22 protein-coding genes are annotated in these 16,791 nt (G+C 72.7%); 15 read left to right on the top strand and 7 right to left on the bottom strand.

All coding sequences use genetic code 11. The features are described 5' to 3' along the window. Positions 1-25: 25 nt before the first annotated feature. Positions 26-316: a hypothetical protein gene (locus ABZX61_RS20110; protein WP_355196478.1), complete on the bottom strand. Its 291-nt coding sequence runs from the start codon at positions 314-316 to the stop codon at positions 26-28. Positions 317-603: 287 nt separating this feature from the next. Here ABZX61_RS20110 and ABZX61_RS20105 point away from each other — a divergent pair, with 287 nt between their 5' ends. Further along, complete coding sequence (locus tag ABZX61_RS20105; RefSeq protein WP_355197066.1) at positions 604-816, top strand: helix-turn-helix domain-containing protein; 213 nt, start codon at positions 604-606, stop codon at positions 814-816. On the opposite strand, the gene ABZX61_RS20100 is transcribed toward ABZX61_RS20105, so the two are convergent. Further along, complete coding sequence (locus ABZX61_RS20100; RefSeq protein WP_355196476.1) at positions 776-1,726, bottom strand: hypothetical protein; 951 nt, start codon at positions 1,724-1,726, stop codon at positions 776-778. The two genes, ABZX61_RS20105 and ABZX61_RS20100, sit on opposite strands and share 41 nt — an antisense overlap. 430 nt (positions 1,727-2,156) lie before the next feature. On the opposite strand from ABZX61_RS20100, the gene ABZX61_RS20095 reads away from it, so the two are divergent. Then, positions 2,157-2,375 carry a hypothetical protein gene (locus ABZX61_RS20095; protein WP_355196474.1) on the top strand — a complete coding sequence of 73 codons (219 nt, stop codon included), beginning with the start codon at positions 2,157-2,159 and terminating at the stop codon, positions 2,373-2,375. Positions 2,376-2,453: 78 nt separating this feature from the next. Here ABZX61_RS20095 and ABZX61_RS20090 read toward each other — a convergent pair whose 3' ends face one another. Together ABZX61_RS20090 and ABZX61_RS20085 are read right to left on the bottom strand one after the other, a co-directional pair. Further along, positions 2,454-2,579 (bottom strand): hypothetical protein, encoded by a 126-nt coding sequence (locus tag ABZX61_RS20090; RefSeq protein WP_355196472.1) that lies wholly within the window; start codon positions 2,577-2,579, stop codon positions 2,454-2,456. An 87-nt stretch (positions 2,580-2,666) separates the two neighbouring features. Beyond that, the gene (locus tag ABZX61_RS20085) at positions 2,667-3,491 is read right to left on the bottom strand and encodes a helix-turn-helix transcriptional regulator (RefSeq protein ID WP_355196470.1); all 825 of its coding nucleotides are present in this window, start codon (positions 3,489-3,491) and stop codon (positions 2,667-2,669) included. 172 nt (positions 3,492-3,663) lie between these two features. Between ABZX61_RS20085 and ABZX61_RS20080 the strand changes: the two genes are divergently transcribed. Further along, a complete protein-coding gene (locus ABZX61_RS20080; protein WP_355196468.1) occupies positions 3,664-5,028 on the top strand; it encodes a HAMP domain-containing sensor histidine kinase in 1,365 nt (454 codons plus the stop codon). Here ABZX61_RS20080 and ABZX61_RS20075 read toward each other — a convergent pair. Together ABZX61_RS20075 and ABZX61_RS20070 are read right to left on the bottom strand one after the other, a co-directional pair. Continuing rightward, a complete protein-coding gene (locus ABZX61_RS20075) occupies positions 5,025-6,059 on the bottom strand; it encodes a nitrilase-related carbon-nitrogen hydrolase (protein WP_355196466.1) in 1,035 nt (344 codons plus the stop codon). The genes ABZX61_RS20080 and ABZX61_RS20075 overlap by 4 nt on opposite strands. Next, the gene (locus ABZX61_RS20070) at positions 6,035-7,018 is read right to left on the bottom strand and encodes a DUF1838 family protein (protein ID WP_355196464.1); all 984 of its coding nucleotides are present in this window, start codon (positions 7,016-7,018) and stop codon (positions 6,035-6,037) included. Before ABZX61_RS20070 ends, ABZX61_RS20075 begins: the two co-directional genes overlap by 25 nt. 118 nt (positions 7,019-7,136) lie before the next feature. Here ABZX61_RS20070 and ABZX61_RS20065 point away from each other — a divergent pair, with 118 nt between their 5' ends. Genes ABZX61_RS20065 through ABZX61_RS20050 form a run of 4 tightly spaced genes read left to right on the top strand, consistent with a single transcriptional unit; the run spans position 7,137 to position 9,230 of the window. Continuing rightward, positions 7,137-7,775 (top strand): TetR/AcrR family transcriptional regulator, encoded by a 639-nt coding sequence (locus tag ABZX61_RS20065; RefSeq protein ID WP_350730572.1) that lies wholly within the window; start codon positions 7,137-7,139, stop codon positions 7,773-7,775. Between the two features lie 2 nt (positions 7,776-7,777). After that, the gene (locus ABZX61_RS20060) at positions 7,778-8,065 is read left to right on the top strand and encodes a DUF6204 family protein (protein ID WP_355196461.1); all 288 of its coding nucleotides are present in this window, start codon (positions 7,778-7,780) and stop codon (positions 8,063-8,065) included. 27 nt (positions 8,066-8,092) lie between these two features. Continuing rightward, positions 8,093-8,659, top strand: a complete 567-nt coding sequence (locus tag ABZX61_RS20055; RefSeq protein WP_355196459.1) for an XRE family transcriptional regulator — start codon at positions 8,093-8,095, stop codon at positions 8,657-8,659. 31 nt (positions 8,660-8,690) lie between these two features. Further along, positions 8,691-9,230: a GNAT family N-acetyltransferase gene (locus ABZX61_RS20050; protein ID WP_355196457.1), complete on the top strand. Its 540-nt coding sequence runs from the start codon at positions 8,691-8,693 to the stop codon at positions 9,228-9,230. Here the strand turns inward: ABZX61_RS20050 and ABZX61_RS20045 are convergent. Next, positions 9,214-10,047 (bottom strand): MurR/RpiR family transcriptional regulator, encoded by an 834-nt coding sequence (locus tag ABZX61_RS20045; RefSeq protein ID WP_355196455.1) that lies wholly within the window; start codon positions 10,045-10,047, stop codon positions 9,214-9,216. The two genes, ABZX61_RS20050 and ABZX61_RS20045, sit on opposite strands and share 17 nt — an antisense overlap. A 63-nt stretch (positions 10,048-10,110) precedes the next feature. On the opposite strand from ABZX61_RS20045, the gene thrC reads away from it, so the two are divergent. The 8 genes from thrC (at position 10,111) to ABZX61_RS20005 (ending at position 16,744) form a co-directional block, all read left to right on the top strand. Next, a complete protein-coding gene (thrC, locus tag ABZX61_RS20040) occupies positions 10,111-11,175 on the top strand; it encodes a threonine synthase (RefSeq protein ID WP_355196453.1) in 1,065 nt (354 codons plus the stop codon). A 104-nt stretch (positions 11,176-11,279) separates the two neighbouring features. Next, positions 11,280-11,888: a biotin transporter BioY gene (locus tag ABZX61_RS20035; RefSeq protein WP_355196451.1), complete on the top strand. Its 609-nt coding sequence runs from the start codon at positions 11,280-11,282 to the stop codon at positions 11,886-11,888. A 7-nt stretch (positions 11,889-11,895) separates the two neighbouring features. Continuing rightward, on the top strand, positions 11,896-13,257 hold the full coding sequence (locus tag ABZX61_RS20030; protein WP_355196449.1) for an AMP-binding protein: 1,362 nt from the start codon (positions 11,896-11,898) through the stop codon (positions 13,255-13,257). A gap of 1 nt (position 13,258) precedes the next feature. Beyond that, positions 13,259-14,452 (top strand): thiolase family protein, encoded by a 1,194-nt coding sequence (locus ABZX61_RS20025; protein WP_355196447.1) that lies wholly within the window; start codon positions 13,259-13,261, stop codon positions 14,450-14,452. Next, positions 14,449-15,123: an ABC transporter ATP-binding protein gene (locus tag ABZX61_RS20020; RefSeq protein WP_355196445.1), complete on the top strand. Its 675-nt coding sequence runs from the start codon at positions 14,449-14,451 to the stop codon at positions 15,121-15,123. Before ABZX61_RS20025 ends, ABZX61_RS20020 begins: the two co-directional genes overlap by 4 nt. Then, entirely contained in the window at positions 15,120-15,725 is a 606-nt protein-coding gene (locus ABZX61_RS20015) for an energy-coupling factor transporter transmembrane protein EcfT (RefSeq protein WP_355196443.1), read from the top strand. Before ABZX61_RS20020 ends, ABZX61_RS20015 begins: the two co-directional genes overlap by 4 nt. A gap of 54 nt (positions 15,726-15,779) precedes the next feature. Continuing rightward, on the top strand, positions 15,780-16,124 hold the full coding sequence (locus ABZX61_RS20010) for a metalloregulator ArsR/SmtB family transcription factor (protein ID WP_192784068.1): 345 nt from the start codon (positions 15,780-15,782) through the stop codon (positions 16,122-16,124). Then, complete coding sequence (locus ABZX61_RS20005) at positions 16,124-16,744, top strand: SRPBCC family protein (RefSeq protein WP_355196440.1); 621 nt, start codon at positions 16,124-16,126, stop codon at positions 16,742-16,744. Before ABZX61_RS20010 ends, ABZX61_RS20005 begins: the two co-directional genes overlap by 1 nt. The last annotated feature ends 47 nt before the right edge of the window (positions 16,745-16,791 follow it).

Here is a 16,791-nt window from a genome sequence, read left to right as displayed (position 1 = left end):
AGCACAACGAAGAAGCCCTCGGCCATCACGGGAAAGGGCGCCGCGCACCGCCCGCGGGCAGCACGGCGAACACCAGGGGAACGGCCGCGGCGACCACGAAGACCTGATCCCGCGCGGAGCCGTCGCCGATGGCCAGCGCAGCGGTGAAGGGGGCGAAGCAGCCGGCGACGAGGAACGGGGCGGGCATGTCCAGGAAGGCCAGGACCGCCAGGGCGAGCGCGATGCCCGCGACGGCCGCGAGCGCGGTCGTCGAACGCATGAGCCCGGGGTCGCGGACCGCGAGGCGATCCCACGCACGCCGGAGTTGAATGCCCATCGGTTTCCTCAAGGTTGTCCGGTTCCCCGGGCCATCATGCGGACGTGCGGCCCCGCCGGGGTATCGGACGCATGACTGCACTTCAGCCCGGCTACCGCGCAGCCTGATGAAATATAATGATCACCATGGGCCGTGCGGCGGGCGAGGACAGAACGGCGCCTCACAGCCGGTCCCCGAAGACGCATCAGCCGGACGGCATGGAGTTCCGCCTGCTGGGGCCGGTCGGGCTCTGGGCGGGTGACACGCTCGTCGGCCCTGCCCCCCCGTAACAGCGCTCGGTGCCGGCGATGCTGCTGCTCCGCGCGGGCCGGACGGTCCCGCTCGAGCGGTTGATGAAGGCGGTGTGGGAGCAGGAGCCTCCGGCCTCGGCGCGCAACGCCGTTCAGGGATACGTGTCCAGGCTCCGGCGGCTGCTCGCCGGGGTGCCCGACGCCGACTGCGGCGCGCGGGACAGGCGGCTCACTGGACGCTCCAGGCCTCCTTGCGCGGCGGATAGGTGAAGGTCTGCGTCTCGGCCCAGTCTTCCCCGACGACGCGGTAGTCGTGCGCGGCTTCGCTCGCGGTGTGGCGGCGGCCGATGTCGACCGTGTCGGCAGTCGACCAGACACCGTTGACCTGGTGCTGCACGGTGTAGAGAAACTCGTTGAAGCCCGAGGTGGACACGCACGTGTTGACGATGGTGAGTGAGCGTCGCCCCGTCGTCAGACTCGGCGGGAGGGCGACGATCTGGTTCCGCCACTTGTAGATGCCGTCCTCGAGCAGCGGTCGCCATTCCGCGGCCGGGGTCCCGTTGACGGTGATGGTGGCATGTTGCAGACCGACGCCCGCATCCAGCCGGCGGATCAGCCGTACGCCCGTATTGGCCGGGTCGACGGTCACGGTGAACCGGCTCCACCCTCCGCGGGGGAACGCACGACCGTCGTCGCTGACGATGTGGGCGGGATTGACGATGTGGTCGGGCACCTCCTCGGAGGCGCCGCGTTGCGGCGTCGCCCGCTGGGCGATGACGACGCTCAGGATCACCGCGGCTGTCAGCACGGTCACCGCTGTGAGCAGGGCGGCTCGGCGCCGACGCCGGCCGGCGGCACGGGTCGTCCCCGTGGTGCCCGGTGCGGTCATGGCCTGGGCGGCGATCTCCGTGGACCCGGGGGGCAGCTGATGGACACGCACCCGCTCCCACGCCCGTTCCCATGCCGGGAGCTGATGGTCGGGGACGCGGCAGCCCCGGAGGAACGCCACCATCACCGCCTTCTTGGGGAAGCGCCGACCGGCCAGCATGTCGGCGCAGGTAGAGCGTGGCAGCCGCGTTCCGCCCGCCCTGTCCGCCCGTGTCTGGAGCTCCCGAAGCGACACGTCGGCCCGCGCGAACTGCTCGGCCAGCAGTTTCACCAGGTCCTCGTGAGACGTCACCGACTCCGGCCCGCCCTCGGGCCGAGGATCTTGGTCGTCTTGAGGGGCCTCGCTCATCGTTCCCAGACCCTGTCCTCTCCTGACCGGGCCGTTCGGCCTCGCCTGCTGCGACAGACAGTGTACGGGTGATTGCTCGGCGTGTCCGAGCCCGGCCGAGTCTGGCCGAGTTCCTGTTGGACACCCGCCGGGGTGGGTTTCGCTGTCGTGCGCCACGAGAACACGCCCGAACACAGGAGACCACCATGCGTGCACGTCGCGGACTCGCCGAGATGCTCACCTCCGCCGCCATGGACGCCGGGCCACGGGAAGGAGTACGCGTGAAGCACAAATTCGGCCGAAAGGCATTCCTGGCCGGCCTCTCCGCGCCGGTCCTGGGACTCACAATGTTCGCGCTGGCGCCGGTGGAGGCCGGCACCATGAGCCTTGCTACGTGCTGGACATCAACGTCGGCGAGCTGCAGGGGGCCCGCTCGATCTGCCCGCCCGGCACGTGGACGCACTGGCACCAGGTGCACGTCCGCTGCAGGTTCATCGCCGAACCCACCGAGGACGGACCCGTGGTCGGCGGCACCAGCGTGTCGGAGGTGTTCTGCGGGAGAGCCCACCGCCGCGTCCGGTCCTGGAACACCCAGGGGCCCGATCACCCGTAAGCCCGACGAAGCACCCCGCTCTAGGTCGGGTGGCCCGGAGGTGAGATTCCTCCGGGCCACCCGACCCGGGACCGTGTTTCATAAGGCGTTGAGCCACTGGTTGATCGCGGCGATGATGACGACGGCTTCGTAGCGTACGGTGAGATCGTCGTAACGGGTTGCCACGCCGCGGTTGCCTTCGAGCAGGTTGATGCCGCATTCCACGGCGTGGCGCAGCCGGTAGAGCGCGGGGAGGACAGCCCGTGCGCCGCGGCCCGCCCGCCCGGGGACGACAGCCGTTGAAGAGCGATCTCAGCCACGGACGGGCGCAGCGAGGCTGCCCAGCAGTTTCAGCGCCTGCTCCGAAGGGCTGCCCGGCTGGGCGAGCAAAGTGATGAGCTGTAGGCCGTCGGAGCCGTTCACCGAGAAGACCTCGCAGGTCAGCTCCAGCTCCCCGACCTCCCGGTGGCACATGCGCTTGACCTCGGCCACCTTGGGCGAGACATCATGGCGGGCCCACAGCCTCCGGAAGTCGGAGCTCTTGACGGACAACTCTCCCACGAGCTCGGTCAGGCGGGGGTCGTCGAGCTGCGACCCGGCGACGAGGCGCAGGTGGGCGACCTTGGAACGGGCCGACTTCTCCCACTCGGGATAGAACTCGCGGGCCGCGGGATCCAGGAAGATCATGCGGAGCAGGTTGTCGCGGTCCTCGAACCCGCCGTACAGGGCGTCGGCGAGGGAGTTCGCGGCGAGGATGTTCATGAGGTCGTCGCAGATCAGCGCGGGCGTGACGGGCCACCCGCCGATCAGCGTGCGCAGCGCAGGGCTGACCCGCCGGGCCGGCGACCGCCGGGGCTGGAGCATGGGATGGGCCAGTGCGTGCATGTGGGCCGTGGCCTCGAGAGTCAGCCCGAACACCTGGGCAAGGGCTCCGAGCACGCGCTCGGACGGGTGGCGCTCCCTGCCCTGTTCGAGGCGGATGTAGTAATCCGTGCTGACGTGGGCCAGCATTGCCACCTCCTCCCGCCGCAACCCCGGGGTCCGGCGCGGGCCCACGTCGAGGAGCCCCGCCTGCGCGGGAGTCATGACCTCTCTCCGTGCGCGCAGGAACTCCCCCAACAACTTAGTGCTGTCCATTTAAGTACGATATGTCGGGATTTGAGTGCCAGGGTGGGCGTGTCACTACCAGGCTGAGACGGCACCGCCGCATCCGTCGGCATTCATCCAGGTATGCGAATTTCCTGGGTGTCACGCGCCCACCCTCCTCAGCATCGTCCCGCCTTACCGTCGCAGTGACGGAAAGGAAACGATGACCGTGATTCCTCGCCCCCGGTCCATCCGAGCGCGCTGCACCGTGGCCGCGTCGCTGCTCGCCCTGGTCGCGCTGGCCGTGGTGGGCGTCACCTCCTCGCTGGCCATCCGCTACCGCATCCAGGACGACGCCTTCAACCGGGTCGAACAGGTCGCCAGCCGGTGGAGTGCGGCGGCCCGCGCCGGCACGATCCCCAAGGTGATACCCACCTCGGGCGACCTGGCTCTCATTCAGCTGGTCGACGCGCGCGGCCGGGTCCTCGCCGCCAGCCACTCCGCCCTCGCGCGCTCGGCGCTGAGCACGCTGCGACCGCCCGTCGACGATCGCGTCCAGCGGCGGAGCGATGGGTGCCGCCTCCTGGTGGCCATCCGGATCACCACGGCGGCCGGCGCCCAGGTCCTGCTGGCGGAGCGCCGGGAGCCGGCCCTGGTGCGCGGCCACAACCTGGAGTACGCGCTCACGGCGGCGGCCCTCGTCCTCCTCGCGATCGTCTCCTGGACCTCCTGGAGAACGGTGGGCCGCACGCTGCGGCCGGTCGAGGCGATCCGCGTGCGCCTGGCCGAGATCACCGTCAGCGACCTCAGCCTGAGCATCCCCGTGCCGCCGGGCGACGACGAGGTCGCCATGCTCGTCCGTACCGCCAACCAGACCCTGGACCGGCTCGACGAGGCGGTGGCGCAGCAGCGCAGGTTCGCCTCCAGCACGTCGCACGAGCTCAGGAACCCGATCGCCGGCCTGCGGGCGCAACTGGAGGAGGCGCTGCTCCACCCGGGCGAGATCGATCCGCACAGGACCATCCGCTCGGCCCTGTCGGTCACCGACCGGCTCGACGCCATCGTCGGCGACCTGCTGGCGCTCGCGCGGCTCGGGGCCGGCGACCCGGCGCCGCCCGAGCTCATCGACCTCGGGCGGCTGGTGAGCCAGGAGGCGCCGCGCGCGGGCCGCGTGCCCGTACGCGTCCACGCGGCCTCGGACGTCTGGGTCCGCGGGTCCCACATCCAGCTCGCCCGGCTGCTCGCCAACCTGGTGAGCAACGCGATCCGGCACGCCGGCAGCGCCGTGGACGTCTTCGTGGCAGCCTCGGACGGCGAGGCCGTGGTGACGGTGAGGGACGACGGCGCCGGCATCGCGCCCGCCGACCGCGAGCGGGTCTTCGAGCGGTTCACCCGCCTCGACGACGCCCGCCACCGCGACGCCGGCGGCAGCGGGCTTGGCCTGGCCATCTCCCGCGACATCGCCCAGAGCCACGGCGGGACGCTCAAGGTCGAGGATGCGCCGCGCGGCGCCAGCTTCGTCCTGCGGCTCCCGCTTCTCGGCCCCCCTCCGGTCGATCAGACGGAACGCGTGAGCGCTGTCGCCTAGCGGTCGCCCGGGCCGTACAGGCGCTCGATCGCCTCGATCTGCCGGGCGGCGAACCAGGCCCGATCGCGCGCGCCCTGCGACAGCCCGCCGGGCCGCTCGCCGTCGTGCCTGGCGTACTCCTCGGCCCACAGCCCCGTCTTCACCCTGCTCAGCAGGTTGCCCATGCCGGGCCGCCGCCGCAGCCGGCGCAGCGCGCCCACGTCCAGCTCGGCGGCGGCCACCAGCGACTCGCCCGGGCCCGCCTGGGCGAGCACGCGTCCCTGGTGGTCGAGGACCTCCGAGCCGCCGTTGGTGGAGTCGCCGGGAATCGGGATGTCTCTCAGGCCGCCGCTGTTGGCCGAGACCACGTAGGCCAGGTTCTCGGCGGCCCTGGCGCGGCGGGCGATCGCCTTCGGGGTCAGCGCCGGTGAGGAGGCCTCGGAGGTGGGGTGGCAGAAGATCTCGGCGCCGCGCAGGGCCAGCGCGCGGGCCAGCTCGGGCATGAGGATCTCCTCCGAGGCCAGCACCGCCAGGTTGCCGATCTCGGTGCGGGCCACCGGCAGCACCCCGTCGATGCCGTAGACCTCCAGGTAGCGCTCCCACACGTCGTACGGGCTCGGCGTGAACATCGAGTGCAGCCTGCGGTAGCGCAGGACCGGCGCACCCTGCGGAGAGAGGATCACCGACGCCTGGAAGTACAGCTCGGGGAAGTGCTCGTCGCGCTCATAGGCGTTCACGCACAGGTAGACCTCGTGCCGGGCGGCAATCTTGGCCAGCGCCCCGTACTCCGGGCCGCCGGGGTCGAGCGCGGCCTTGTCGCGCCACTCGGCGAAGCTCTCGCGCATCGGGAAGCCGGTCAGCACGTACTCGGGCAGCACCACCAGGCGCAGATCGCGGCCGAGCCAGGCCTTGCTGCCGCCGACCTGCTCGCCGATCCGCTCGATGGCGGCGCGGATGGCGGCCCTCGGGTCGGCGGCGGCGTTGACGGCCCTGGTCTCCATCTGGAGCGCCAGAGCCGTGCAGGCGGTCACGAGCGCCCGTTGGCCGCGCACCAGCCGGACCAGGTGGTGGCGCCCTTGCCGAGCTGCTTGTTGTAGAAGGAGCTCCAGGAGTTCTCGCTGGTGCCGGGCGCGGTGGGAGCGGCCGTGAAGAGCGGGTGGTTCGCCTCGACCTCGGCGCGCAGCCACGGCTCGATCTCGGCGTAGGAGCTCAGGGACCAGCTGCGGGCGTGGTAGGTGAGCTGGCCGCGTACGTCGCTCTCGGCCAGGCACATGAACGGCGCCCACGGGCTCGTCCGCGCCCAGCTGATCTTCGTCTCCATGGCCCCGGAGGGGACGGTGCCCGGAACGGTCCTGGCGGCCGCCTCGCGCTCGTCCACGGAGAAGTCGAACATCTCCTGGGCCGCGTACACGCCGCCCACCAGGCCGAACCGCTCGCCGAGCGCGGTGCCGAAGTCGGAGCGTACGGGGATGTCACTGGTCCACACGTTCTCATCATGCAACTGGCGCACCGGCGGGCCCACGTAGGCGGAGGTGATGTTGAACGGGCCGAAGTTCACCGCGTCGTTGTTGATGGGGATGACCGGATAGGTCTTCTGGTCGATCGGGTTCTTCCATTCCCGCAGGACCCGCGTGGGGTCGGCGGGGTCGGTGTAGAAGACGATCTCACGGGAGAGCTGGTAGAGCTGCGTCGTGTCCGGCACCCGGTACAACCGCCTGATGTTGTAGCCCTCGATGTTGAACAGTTTCTGCCCGTGCCGCATCGCCGGGTCCAGGCTGTTGCCCTCGATGTTGGCGTACACGCTGCCGGAGATCCGGAAGACCATGTCCTTGCCGTCGGGACGGCCGAAGGTCTGGAGCGAGAGCAGGCCGCTCCGATCGGTGACCGTCTTGTAGACCGGTCCCGGAGCTGTCGGGTCGGCGGGCTTGTCGTCGGCCGCGGCGCCCGGAGCGGTCACGCTCAGGAAGAGGGCCGCAAGGGCTAAAGACCGGAGGATATTGCGCTTGACCATGGGTCCGCTCCGAACACTTAGGCGAGTGAGCGAGCCCAATGTGATCATGTCGCGCTCGGCGCTGTCCATCCGGCTCAGAAAACTGCAATGGACTCCAAATTTGGAGTAGACTCCAGGCATGGTGGAGGGGCTCCGGGAGCGGAAGAAGCGGCAGACCCGGCAGCGCATCATCGGCGTGGCCATCGGCCTGTTCGTGGAGCGCGGCTTCGAGCACGTCACGATCGCCGAGGTCGCGGCGGCCGCCGAGGTGTCGGTGAACACCGTCTACAACTACTTCCCGGCCAAGGAGGACCTCGTCCTGCCGCCGGAGGAGGCCTCGCCGCACCGGCTGGCCGACATCGTGCGGGAGCGCCCGCCCGGTCAGTCGGCGGCCGGGGCGGTGCTGGCGCGGCTGCGTGCGGAGGTCCGCGGGCGCGAGCGCCAGGTGGGGCTGACGGAGGGGTTCGGGCGGGTGCTGGAGATGATGCGGGCCGCGCCCACGCTGGCCGCCCGGCTGGACGACCTCGGCCGCCGGATGACCGACGAGCTGGCCGTCGTGCTGGCCGAGGAGACCGGGGCGGCCGAGGGTGATCCGCTGCCGCGCGTGGCGGCCTGGCACATCGGGTGCCTGCACGCGCTGGTCTACGCCGAGATCGGCCGGCGGACGGTCGCGGGCGAGTCGCCCGATGCCATCGCCGCCGCCGTGCTGGAGCTGATGGATGTCGCAGAAGGGCTGCTGGGCGAGCGTGTCCTGGCCTATGCCGTACGAAAGGGATGACCGTGTTCAGGGTGACGATCAGGGGCAAGTTCAAGGGGCTGGACGACGCCGGGCGGGCCGCCGTGCTGGCCGCGAGCGGCGCGGCGTACACCGAGGCCGGGACCTTCACCCATGACGCGGGCGTCACGGCCTTTACCTTCCGCTGCCAGGTGCCCGCCGGGCCCGACGACGGCGAGGACGAGGCGGCGCTGGGGGCGATGGAGGCGCTGGAGGTGCACGGGCATCCGTACGAGATCCTGCAGCTCGCGGTGACCGACATGCGTGACATCAAGGTGCGGCGTCGCCGCTGATCCCACATATGGGATATGTTCTCTTATATGAGACGGATGGAGGAGGTCGAGGTCCGGCTCGCCGGGCGGCTCGCGGAGCTGCGCGTCGAGCGCGGCTGGTCGCTGGAGGAGCTGGCGAGCCACTCGGGGATCAGCCGCTCGACGCTGTCGCGGCTGGAGCGGGGCGAGATCAGCCCGACCGCCGCGCTGCTGGGCAGGCTGTGCGCCGTCTACGGGCGTACGATGTCGCGGCTGCTGGCCGAGGTGGAGGCCGAGCCGCCGCAGCTCGTACGGGCGGGGGCGCAGGCGGTGTTCCGGGATGAGGAGTCCGGGTTCGTCCGGCGTTCGGTGTCTCCGCCCCACCCCGGGATGCGGGGCGAGGTCGTGGAGGGCAGGCTGCGGCCGGGGGCGGACATCTCGTACGACGCGTCGCCGGTGCCCGGGCTGGAGCAGCACATCTGGGTGCTGGAGGGGGCGGTGGAGATCACCGCCAACGGTCACACGCACACCGTGGAGGCGGGCGACTGCCTGCGCTTCCGCCTGTGGGGGCCGTCCCGCTTCCGCTGCCCTGGCCCCGACCCGGTCCGGTACGCCGTCCTGATCGTCCTCCCATGACCCTTGGCTCGAAAGACCCCGGAGGAATCCCATGCCCGCCATCCAGCGTCTGACCGCCGACGACTTCGACGCCGACGTCAAGGAGCTGGCCGGCCTGCTGGTCGACGCCATGGACGGCGGCGCGTCCGTGGGCTTTCTCGCGCCGTTCGGCCACGAGGAGGCCGCCGCCTGGTGGCGGTCTCAGGCTCCGGCGGTGGCCGACGGCAGCCTCCTGGTGTGGGTGTGCCGCGACGGGAGCGCCGTCACCGGCCCCGTCACTGGCACTGTCAGCCTTGCCCTGGCGACCAAGCCGAACGCCCGCCACCGCGCCGAGATCGTCAAGCTGATGGTCCACCGCGAAGCCCGCGGCCGGGGCCTGTCGCGCGCTCTGCTGGAGGCCGCCGAGCAGGCCGCCCTCGACGCCGGGGCGGACCTGCTGCTCCTGGACACCGAGACGGGCAGCACCGCCGAGCACGTCTACCGCACGGGCGGCTGGACCCGCTACGGCGTCGTCCCCGACTACGCCGGATCCCCGGACGGCACGCTCCAGGACTGCAGCTTCTTCTACAAGAAGCTCACAGCGTCCGGGTGAGCGCGTCGAGGTCGGCCAGCCGCTCGGTGGGGGCCAGGCGGGCGGCCGTGGCGACGAGCAGCAGCTCGGTGACGGCGATCTCGTGGGCGAGCGGCGCGATCGGCCCGGCGGCCTCGCGCGGCAGCCTGATCAGCACCTCCGCCTCGGCGGCCAGCGGCGACTCCCACGCGTCGGTGACGAGCACCAGCCGCGCTCCCCGGGCGCGCGCGGCTTTGACGAAGCGGGCGGTGCCGGAGGAGTAGCGCCGGAAGTCGTACGCCACCACCACGTCGGACCCCTTCAGATCCAGCACGGTACGCGCCCGGGCTTGCACGGAGTCGGGCACCCGGTGCGCGCCGGGCCGCAGGCTGGCCAGCTGGCGGATCAGGTATTCGGCGGCCAGCTCGCTCAACGGCCCGCCCAGCGCCCACACCGTCCTGGCCTCCGCGAGCAGGGCCGCGGACGCGTCGAGGAGCGGGTCCGTGGCGGCGGCGAGCGTGCCGTCCAGCCCGGCGCGCAGGTCCTCGGCGGCCTGTCGCAGCTCGGGACTGGCGGCGGGGGAGTCGGGTGCGCGCGAGACGAACTCCAGCAGCCGCGACCGCCCCCGCGCCCCGTCACGCACCGCGGCCTGGAAGTCGGCGAACCCGCCGTACCCCAGCCGGTCGAACAGCCGCGACGCCGTCGGCGGGCTCACCCCGGCGCGCTCGGCCAGCGCCCGCAGCGAGCCCAGCGCCGCGAACGGATAGTCGTCGAGCAGCACCCGCACGATCGCCCGCTCCCCGGGCGGCAGCTCGGGATAGACGGCGCTGAGGCGGTCGGCCACCGGATCGTTCTCCACAATGACAAATGTTACATCAACACCGGCTACCCAGGTTCGCGAAACGAATGTTACGGTGCGGGCATGAGAACCTGGCATGGCCTGATCGACAGCGACTACCGGCGCTGGCTGCCGGTCACCGCCGACACCCCCTCCGTCTCGCTCAACGAGGGCAACACCCCGCTCCTGCGCTCCGCGCACCTGTCGGAGCTCACCGGCTGCGAGGTCTGGCTGAAGGTCGAGGGGGCCAACCCGACGGGCTCGTTCAAGGACCGCGGGATGACGGTGGCGATCAGCAAGGCCGCCGAGGCCGGGGCCCAGGCCGTCATCTGCGCCTCCACCGGCAACACCAGCGCCTCGGCCGCCGCCTACGCCGCCCGCGCCGGGGTGACGGCCGCCGTGCTGGTCCCCAAGGGACGGATCGCGCTCGGCAAGCTGAGCCAGGCCGTACGCTACGGAGCCGAGATCGTCGAGATCGACGGCAACTTCGACGACTGCCTGCGGGTGGCCCGCGAGCTGGCCGCCCACCACCCGATCGCGCTGGTCAACTCGGTCGGCAACGAGCTGCGCCTGGCCGGGCAGCGCACGGTCGCCTACGAGATCGTGGACGCCCTCGGCGAGGCGCCCGACGTGCACTGCCTGCCGGTCGGCAACGGCGGCAACATCACCGCCACCTGGGGCGGCTACCGCAACTACCACGGCGCAGGCCTGGCCGGGCGGCTGCCGCGCATGTGGGGCTTCCAGGCGGCCGGAGCGGCCCCGCTCGTCCATGGAGCTCCCGTGGCGGCTCCGCAGACGGCGGCCAGCGCGATCAGCGTGGGCAACCCGGCCACCTGGGACGGCGCCGTGGCCGCCCGCGACGAGTCCGGCGGGCTGATCGAGGCGGTGACCGACGAGCAGATCTTCGCCGCGTACCGGCTGCTGGCCCGCCGCGACGGCGTCTTCGCCGAGCCCGCCTCGGCGGCCGGCGTCGCGGGCCTGCTCGACCGGCACGAGCGGGGCCTGCTGGAGCCGGGCCTGCGGATCGTGATCACGCTCAGCGGCAACGGCCTGAAGGACCTGGACGCCTCCCTGCGTGGCGGCTACTCCTCGACGGAGACCTCCTCGTCCGCCTCCGACGTGGCCCGGGCCCTCCGCCTGGCGGCCTGACCGCAGTTTGTGGAGAAGGTATCGATCGTTCGCAGAGGAACACCCGGAAAGTTGTGGGATCTCTCCATGCCTGAAGGGTGCGGTTCTGGTGTGGGATCGTCCCCATGATGGATGCATCGAAGCGGCGCGGGTTCCCCACGGGCGACCTGGCGCGGGTGGCCGTGTTCGCGGCTCTGATCGCGGTGCTGGGCGTGCCCGGCTCGTTCAACCTGTTCGGCAACGCGGTCCCGATCACGCTCCAGACCCTCGGCGTGATGCTGGCGGGGGCGATCCTCGGCACGTGGCGGGCCGCGCTGGCCGTGGTGGTGCTGCTCGTGCTGGTCGCCGTCGGCCTGCCGCTGCTGGCGGGCGGGCGGGGCGGGCTCGGCGTGTTCGCCATGCCGTCGGCCGGATACCTGATCGGCTGGATCCCGGGCGCGGCGGTGACCGGCTGGCTCGTCGAGCGCGCGGGCCGCAACCCGGGGATCTTCCCGCTGATGGTGGCGTGCCTGGTGGGCGGGATCGGGGTGGTCTACCTGTTCGGCATCCCCGTCCAGTCGCTGGTCACCGGGGTGTCCCTGGGCGCGACGGCGGTGTCCAGCCTCGTCTTCCTGCCCGGAGACCTGATCAAGGTGGTGCTGGCGTCCGCCGTGGCCAGGGGCACGCAGCGGGCCTACCCGGACGCGGTCCCGGCCGTGCACCGCGAACGGCTGCGCTCCGGCGGGGGGCGTTGACCGCTCGATGCCCGTTGCACAACACGTGATGCGGCACGCCGCCGAACGCCCTTCGCACCCGGCGGTGTGCGGCCCCTTCGTCGAGCTCACCTACGCCCAGCTGGCCGAACGGATCCACGACGCCGCCCGCCACCTGCTCGGCCGCGGGATCGGCCCGGGCGCGCTGGTCTCGATCGGGCTGGCGGACCCGGTCGAGCTGCTCACCGCCGTGCTCGCGGCCGACCTGGCGGGCGCGACGCCGCTGGTGGGCGACCCCGCCTGGGACCGGGAGCGGTGGTCGAGCGTCGCCGCCGCGGCCGGGCCCGGTTTCCTCGTGGACACGCCGCTGCCGGGGGTGGCGGGTCCGGCGGTGCGGCACGACCCGGAGCCCGGGGACCGGGCGTGGGCGTGCTTCAGCTCGGGCAGCACCGGCCGGCCGCGCGCGATCGTGCGCACCCGCGCGTCGTGGACGGAGTCGTTCCCGCACCTCGGCGAGCTGGCCGGGATCGGCCCGGACGACGTCGTGCTGATCCCGGGCCCCCTCGTCTCCAGCCTGTACGCCTTCGCCGCCGTCCACACCCTGGCCACCGGGGCGACGGCCCTCCTTCCCGGCCGCCGGCCCTCCCGCACGCTGCCCGGCCTGCTGGCCAGGGCCACGGTCGTGCACCTGGTGCCGCACCGGCTGCCCGACGTGCTGGAGCACCCGGGGGCGCTGCGCGTGGCCGTCGTCGGCGGCGCGGCCCTCGACCCCGGCACGCGGGCGGCGGCCGCCCGGGCGGGGGTCCGGGTCGTGTCCTATTACGGGGCGACGGAGCTGTCGTTCGTGGCGGTGGACGCCGACGGGGGCGGGCTGCGCCCTTTTCCGGGCGTGGAGATCGAGGTCAGGCCCCAGGGCGGGCTCGGCGAGGTGTGGGCGCGTTCGCCGTGGCTGGCCGACGGATATCTGGGCGACGCGGCGGGCCCGTTGCGCCGGGACGCTGACGGTTGGGCGAGCGTGGGCGACGTGGCGGAGCCGTACCGGGTAGGAGAGGTGCTGCGGGTACGCGGCCGGGGTGACGGCGCGATCCAGACCGGGGGCGCCACCGTCGTGCCCGAGGACGTCGAGGAGGTGCTCAGGAAGGTGCCCGGTGTGGGGGACATCGTCGTGATCGGCTCGCCGCATCCGTCGCTGGGTGCGGTGGTCACGGCGGTCATCGAGGCCGAGTGCGCCACGCCGCCGCCGCGCGCGCTGCTGGAGGCGACGGCCAGGGGCGGCCTGGACGAGGCGCAACGGCCACGCCGCTGGTACGCGGTGCCGAGCCTGCCCCGCACCCAGACGGGCAAGCCAGCCCGAGCCCTGGTCGCGGCCCGGCTGGCGGGCGGCGACCCCGACATCCGGCGGCTGATCTGACATGCGCGACTCCGATCCGCGCCACGAAGCCGCGCCCCGGACCCTCGGGGACGAGCCCGTCGTCGTGGCGGCCCGGCGCACTCCCATCGGGACGGCCGGGCACGCGTTCAAAGGCGTGACGGTCGATCGGCTGGCCGCGCCCGTGATCGCCGCCGTGGCGCGCGAGCTGGCCGGGCGGCGGGTGGACGACGTGGTGCTGGGCAACTGCATGGGGCCCGGCGGGAACGTGGCCAGGGTGTCGGCCCTGGCGGCGGGCCTGGGGCACGAGGTGCCCGGCCTGACGGTGGACCGGCAGTGCGGCAGCGGGCTGGCCGCGATCCTGGTGGCCGGGCAGGCCGTCCGGGCGGGGGAGATGGATCTGGTGATCGCGGGAGGGGTGGAGAGCGCCTCGACCGCGCCGCTGCGTACCCATCGGGGTGCCACGGAGCCGTACCCCAGGGCGCCCTTCGCCCCGCACGGTCACCCCGACCCCGACATGGGGCCGGCCGCCGAGGCACTGGCGGCGGCGCGCGGCGTCAGCCGGGCGCGCCAGGACGCCTACGCCTGCCGCAGCCATGCCAGGGCGCTGGCCGCCCGCGAGGCGGGCCGGTTCAAGGAGGAGATCGTCCCGATCGGCGGGCGCCGCGACGACCAGCGGCCCCGGCCGCTGCGTGCGGCGTCGCTGGCCCGGTTGCCCGCGGCCTTCGTGGCGGACGGTACAGTGACGGCCGGTAATTCCTCCCCGGTCAGCGACGGCGCTGCGGCCGTGGCCATCGTGCCCGAGCGGCTGCGCGCGGGCCTGCCGGGGATGCGGCTGGTGGCCGGGTCCGTCGTCGGGTGCGATCCCGAGCTGCCCGGGTGGGGTCCGGTGCCGGCGGTGCGGCGGGTGCTGGCGCGTGCGGGGGTGGAGTTGGAACAGATCGCGGCGGTGGAGATCGTGGAGGCGTTCGCGGCGCAGGTGCTGGCCGTCACCGACGCGCTCGGGATCGACGCCCTGGACGACGATCGGGTGTGCGCCGACGGCGGTGCGCTGGCCCTGGGGCATCCCTGGGGCGCCACCGGCGCGGTCGTGGTGACCCGGCTGTTCGGCCGCCTCGTGCGCGGGGGAGCCCCGCCGGGGACGCTGGGCCTGGCGACGGCCGCGGTGGGTGGCGGGCTCGGCGTGGCCGCCCTGTTCGAGGTGGTCGGCACCGGCCGGGACGGAGCGCGGGCGTGATCGAGTTCGCCGACGTGCGCGTACGCCTCGGCGCCCGCGACGTCCTCAACGGCGTCACCGCCGCTCTGCCCGAGCGGCGGATCGGCGTGGTCGGCGCCAACGGCTCGGGCAAGAGCACCTTCGCCCGCCTGATCAACGGCCTGGCCCTGCCCACCTCGGGCAGCGTCACCGTGCTCGGCCTCGACACCCGCCGCCACGCCGCCAAGATCAGGCGGGGCGTCGGGTTCCTGTTCACCGACCCGGACGCGCAGATCGTGATGCCCACCGTGGCCGAGGACGTGGCCTTCTCCCTGCGCCGCAAGGGCCTGGCGCGCGAGGAGGTCGAGCGGCGCGTGCACGACGTGCTCAGCCGGTACGGCCTGGCCGGGCACGCCGACCACCCCGCCCACCACCTGTCGGGAGGCCAGAAGCAGCTGCTCGCCCTGTGCTCCGTCATGGTGCTCGAACCGGACATCCTCGTCATGGACGAGCCGACCACACTGCTGGACCTGCGCCACTCCCGCCAGGTCGCCGACCTGCTGCGCGAGCTGCCGCAACAGGTGCTGGTGGTCAGTCACGACCTGCCGCTGCTGGCCGACTTCGACCGCGTACTGGTGCTCGACCAGGGCCGCGTCGTCGCCGACGGCACCCCCGACGAGGCCATCACCCACTACCGGAAGATCATGTCGTGAACGGCCTCACCGGTGCCTACGTTCCCGGCTCCTCGCCGCTGCACCGGCTCCCGGCCGGCGCCAAGCTGGCGGGGCTGGCGCTGGCGTGCACGGGGCTGGTGCTGTTGAGCTCGCCGCTCGCGCTGGCAGGCGCGGCGGTCGTGGCGGCCGGTCTCTATGCGCTGTCCGGGGTCGGCGTGGCGGCGGCGTGGGCGCAGGTCAGGCCGGTGCGGTGGTTCGCGGTGGGGCTGTTCGGGATGCAGTGGGTGCTCGTGGACCTGCCGGGGGCGGTGTCCACGACGTTGCGCGTGGTGCTCGCGGTCGCGCTGGCCGGGCTGGTCACCCTCACCACCCGCACCTCGGCCATGATGTCGGCGCTGGAGCGCTGCCTGTCGCCGGCCAGGTTTGTGGGTCTGGACCCGTTCCGGCTGTCGTTGCTGCTGTCGCTGACGGTACGCAGCGTGCCCGTCGTGGCCGCGCTGGCCACCCGCGTCCGGGAGGCCCAGCGGGCCAGGGGCGTCGAACGCAGCTTCCGGGCCTTCGCCGTGCCGCTGGTGGTCGGCTCCCTCCGGCACGCCGATGCGCTCGGCGAGGCCCTGAGCGCCCGCGGCCTGGACGACTGAGCGCGGGCTTATCCCAGGTTTGACTTATATAAGCCGATCCTGAACAATCAGGTCGTGCACGCATTCGACGTCCTCGGCGATCCGGTCCGGCGGCGGATCCTGGAGCTGCTCGCCGCCGGTGAGCAGAGCTCCGGAGAGCTCACCGGCGTCATCCAGCGCGAGTTCGGCATCTCCCAGCCGGCCGTCTCCCAGCACCTGCGGGTGCTGCGCGACAACGGCTTCGCCAGCGTACGAGCCCAGGGCACCCGGCGGCTCTACGCCGTCGAGCCGGGGCCGCTGCAGGAGGTCGATCTCTGGCTGGAGCGATTTCGGGGCTTCTGGACCCAACGACTGGACGCGCTGGCGACGGAGCTGGCCCGCGGCAAGCGCGAGCGCCGCATGAACGAAAAGGACACCTGATGGATATCGTGGACGAGCTGCTCAAGGCGCAGCGCGAGGTGAAGGACGGCGACGTCAAGAGCGTGGTGCTGCGACGGCACTACGACGCCGAGGTCGAGGACGTCTGGGACGCCTGCACCGACGCCGAGCGCCTGTCCCGCTGGTTCCTGCCGGTGAGCGGGGACCTCCGGGTCGGGGGGACGTACCAGCTCCAGGGCAACGCGGGCGGGGAGATCCTGCGCTGCGAGCCGCCCAGCCTGCTGAAGGTCAGCTGGCTGTTCGGCGAGAACCCCGGCTTCTCCGAGGTCGAGGTGCACCTGTCCGCCCAGGACGGCGGCACCCTGTTCGAGCTGCGCCACAGCGCCGAGGTGCCGCCGGAGTTCTGGGGGCGGTTCGGGCCGGGCGCGACCGGCGTGGGCTGGGATCTGGCGCTGCTGGGCCTGGCCCTGCACCTGTCGACCGGTGGCGACACAGGAGTCGACGCGGCCACCTTCCACGAGTCCAGTGAGGGGCGGCGCTACATCACCGAGAGCAGCCGGGCCTGGGGTGAGGCCCACCTGGCCGCGGGCGGCGAGCCCGACGAGGTCGCCGCCGCCGTCGCCGCCACCACCGCCTTCTACGCCCCCGAACCGGAGCGTTGATACGCGGCGGATACACGGCTGAGCACGCGCGGATACGCGGTCAATAC

It is taken from the genome of Nonomuraea sp. NPDC003709 (genome assembly GCF_040610775.1).
GTDB classification, from domain to species: Bacteria; Actinomycetota; Actinomycetes; order Streptosporangiales; family Streptosporangiaceae; genus Nonomuraea; species Nonomuraea angiospora_A.
The sequence above is the reverse complement of the archived record's forward strand: the minus strand, read 5'-3'. Positions and strand labels throughout refer to the sequence as shown.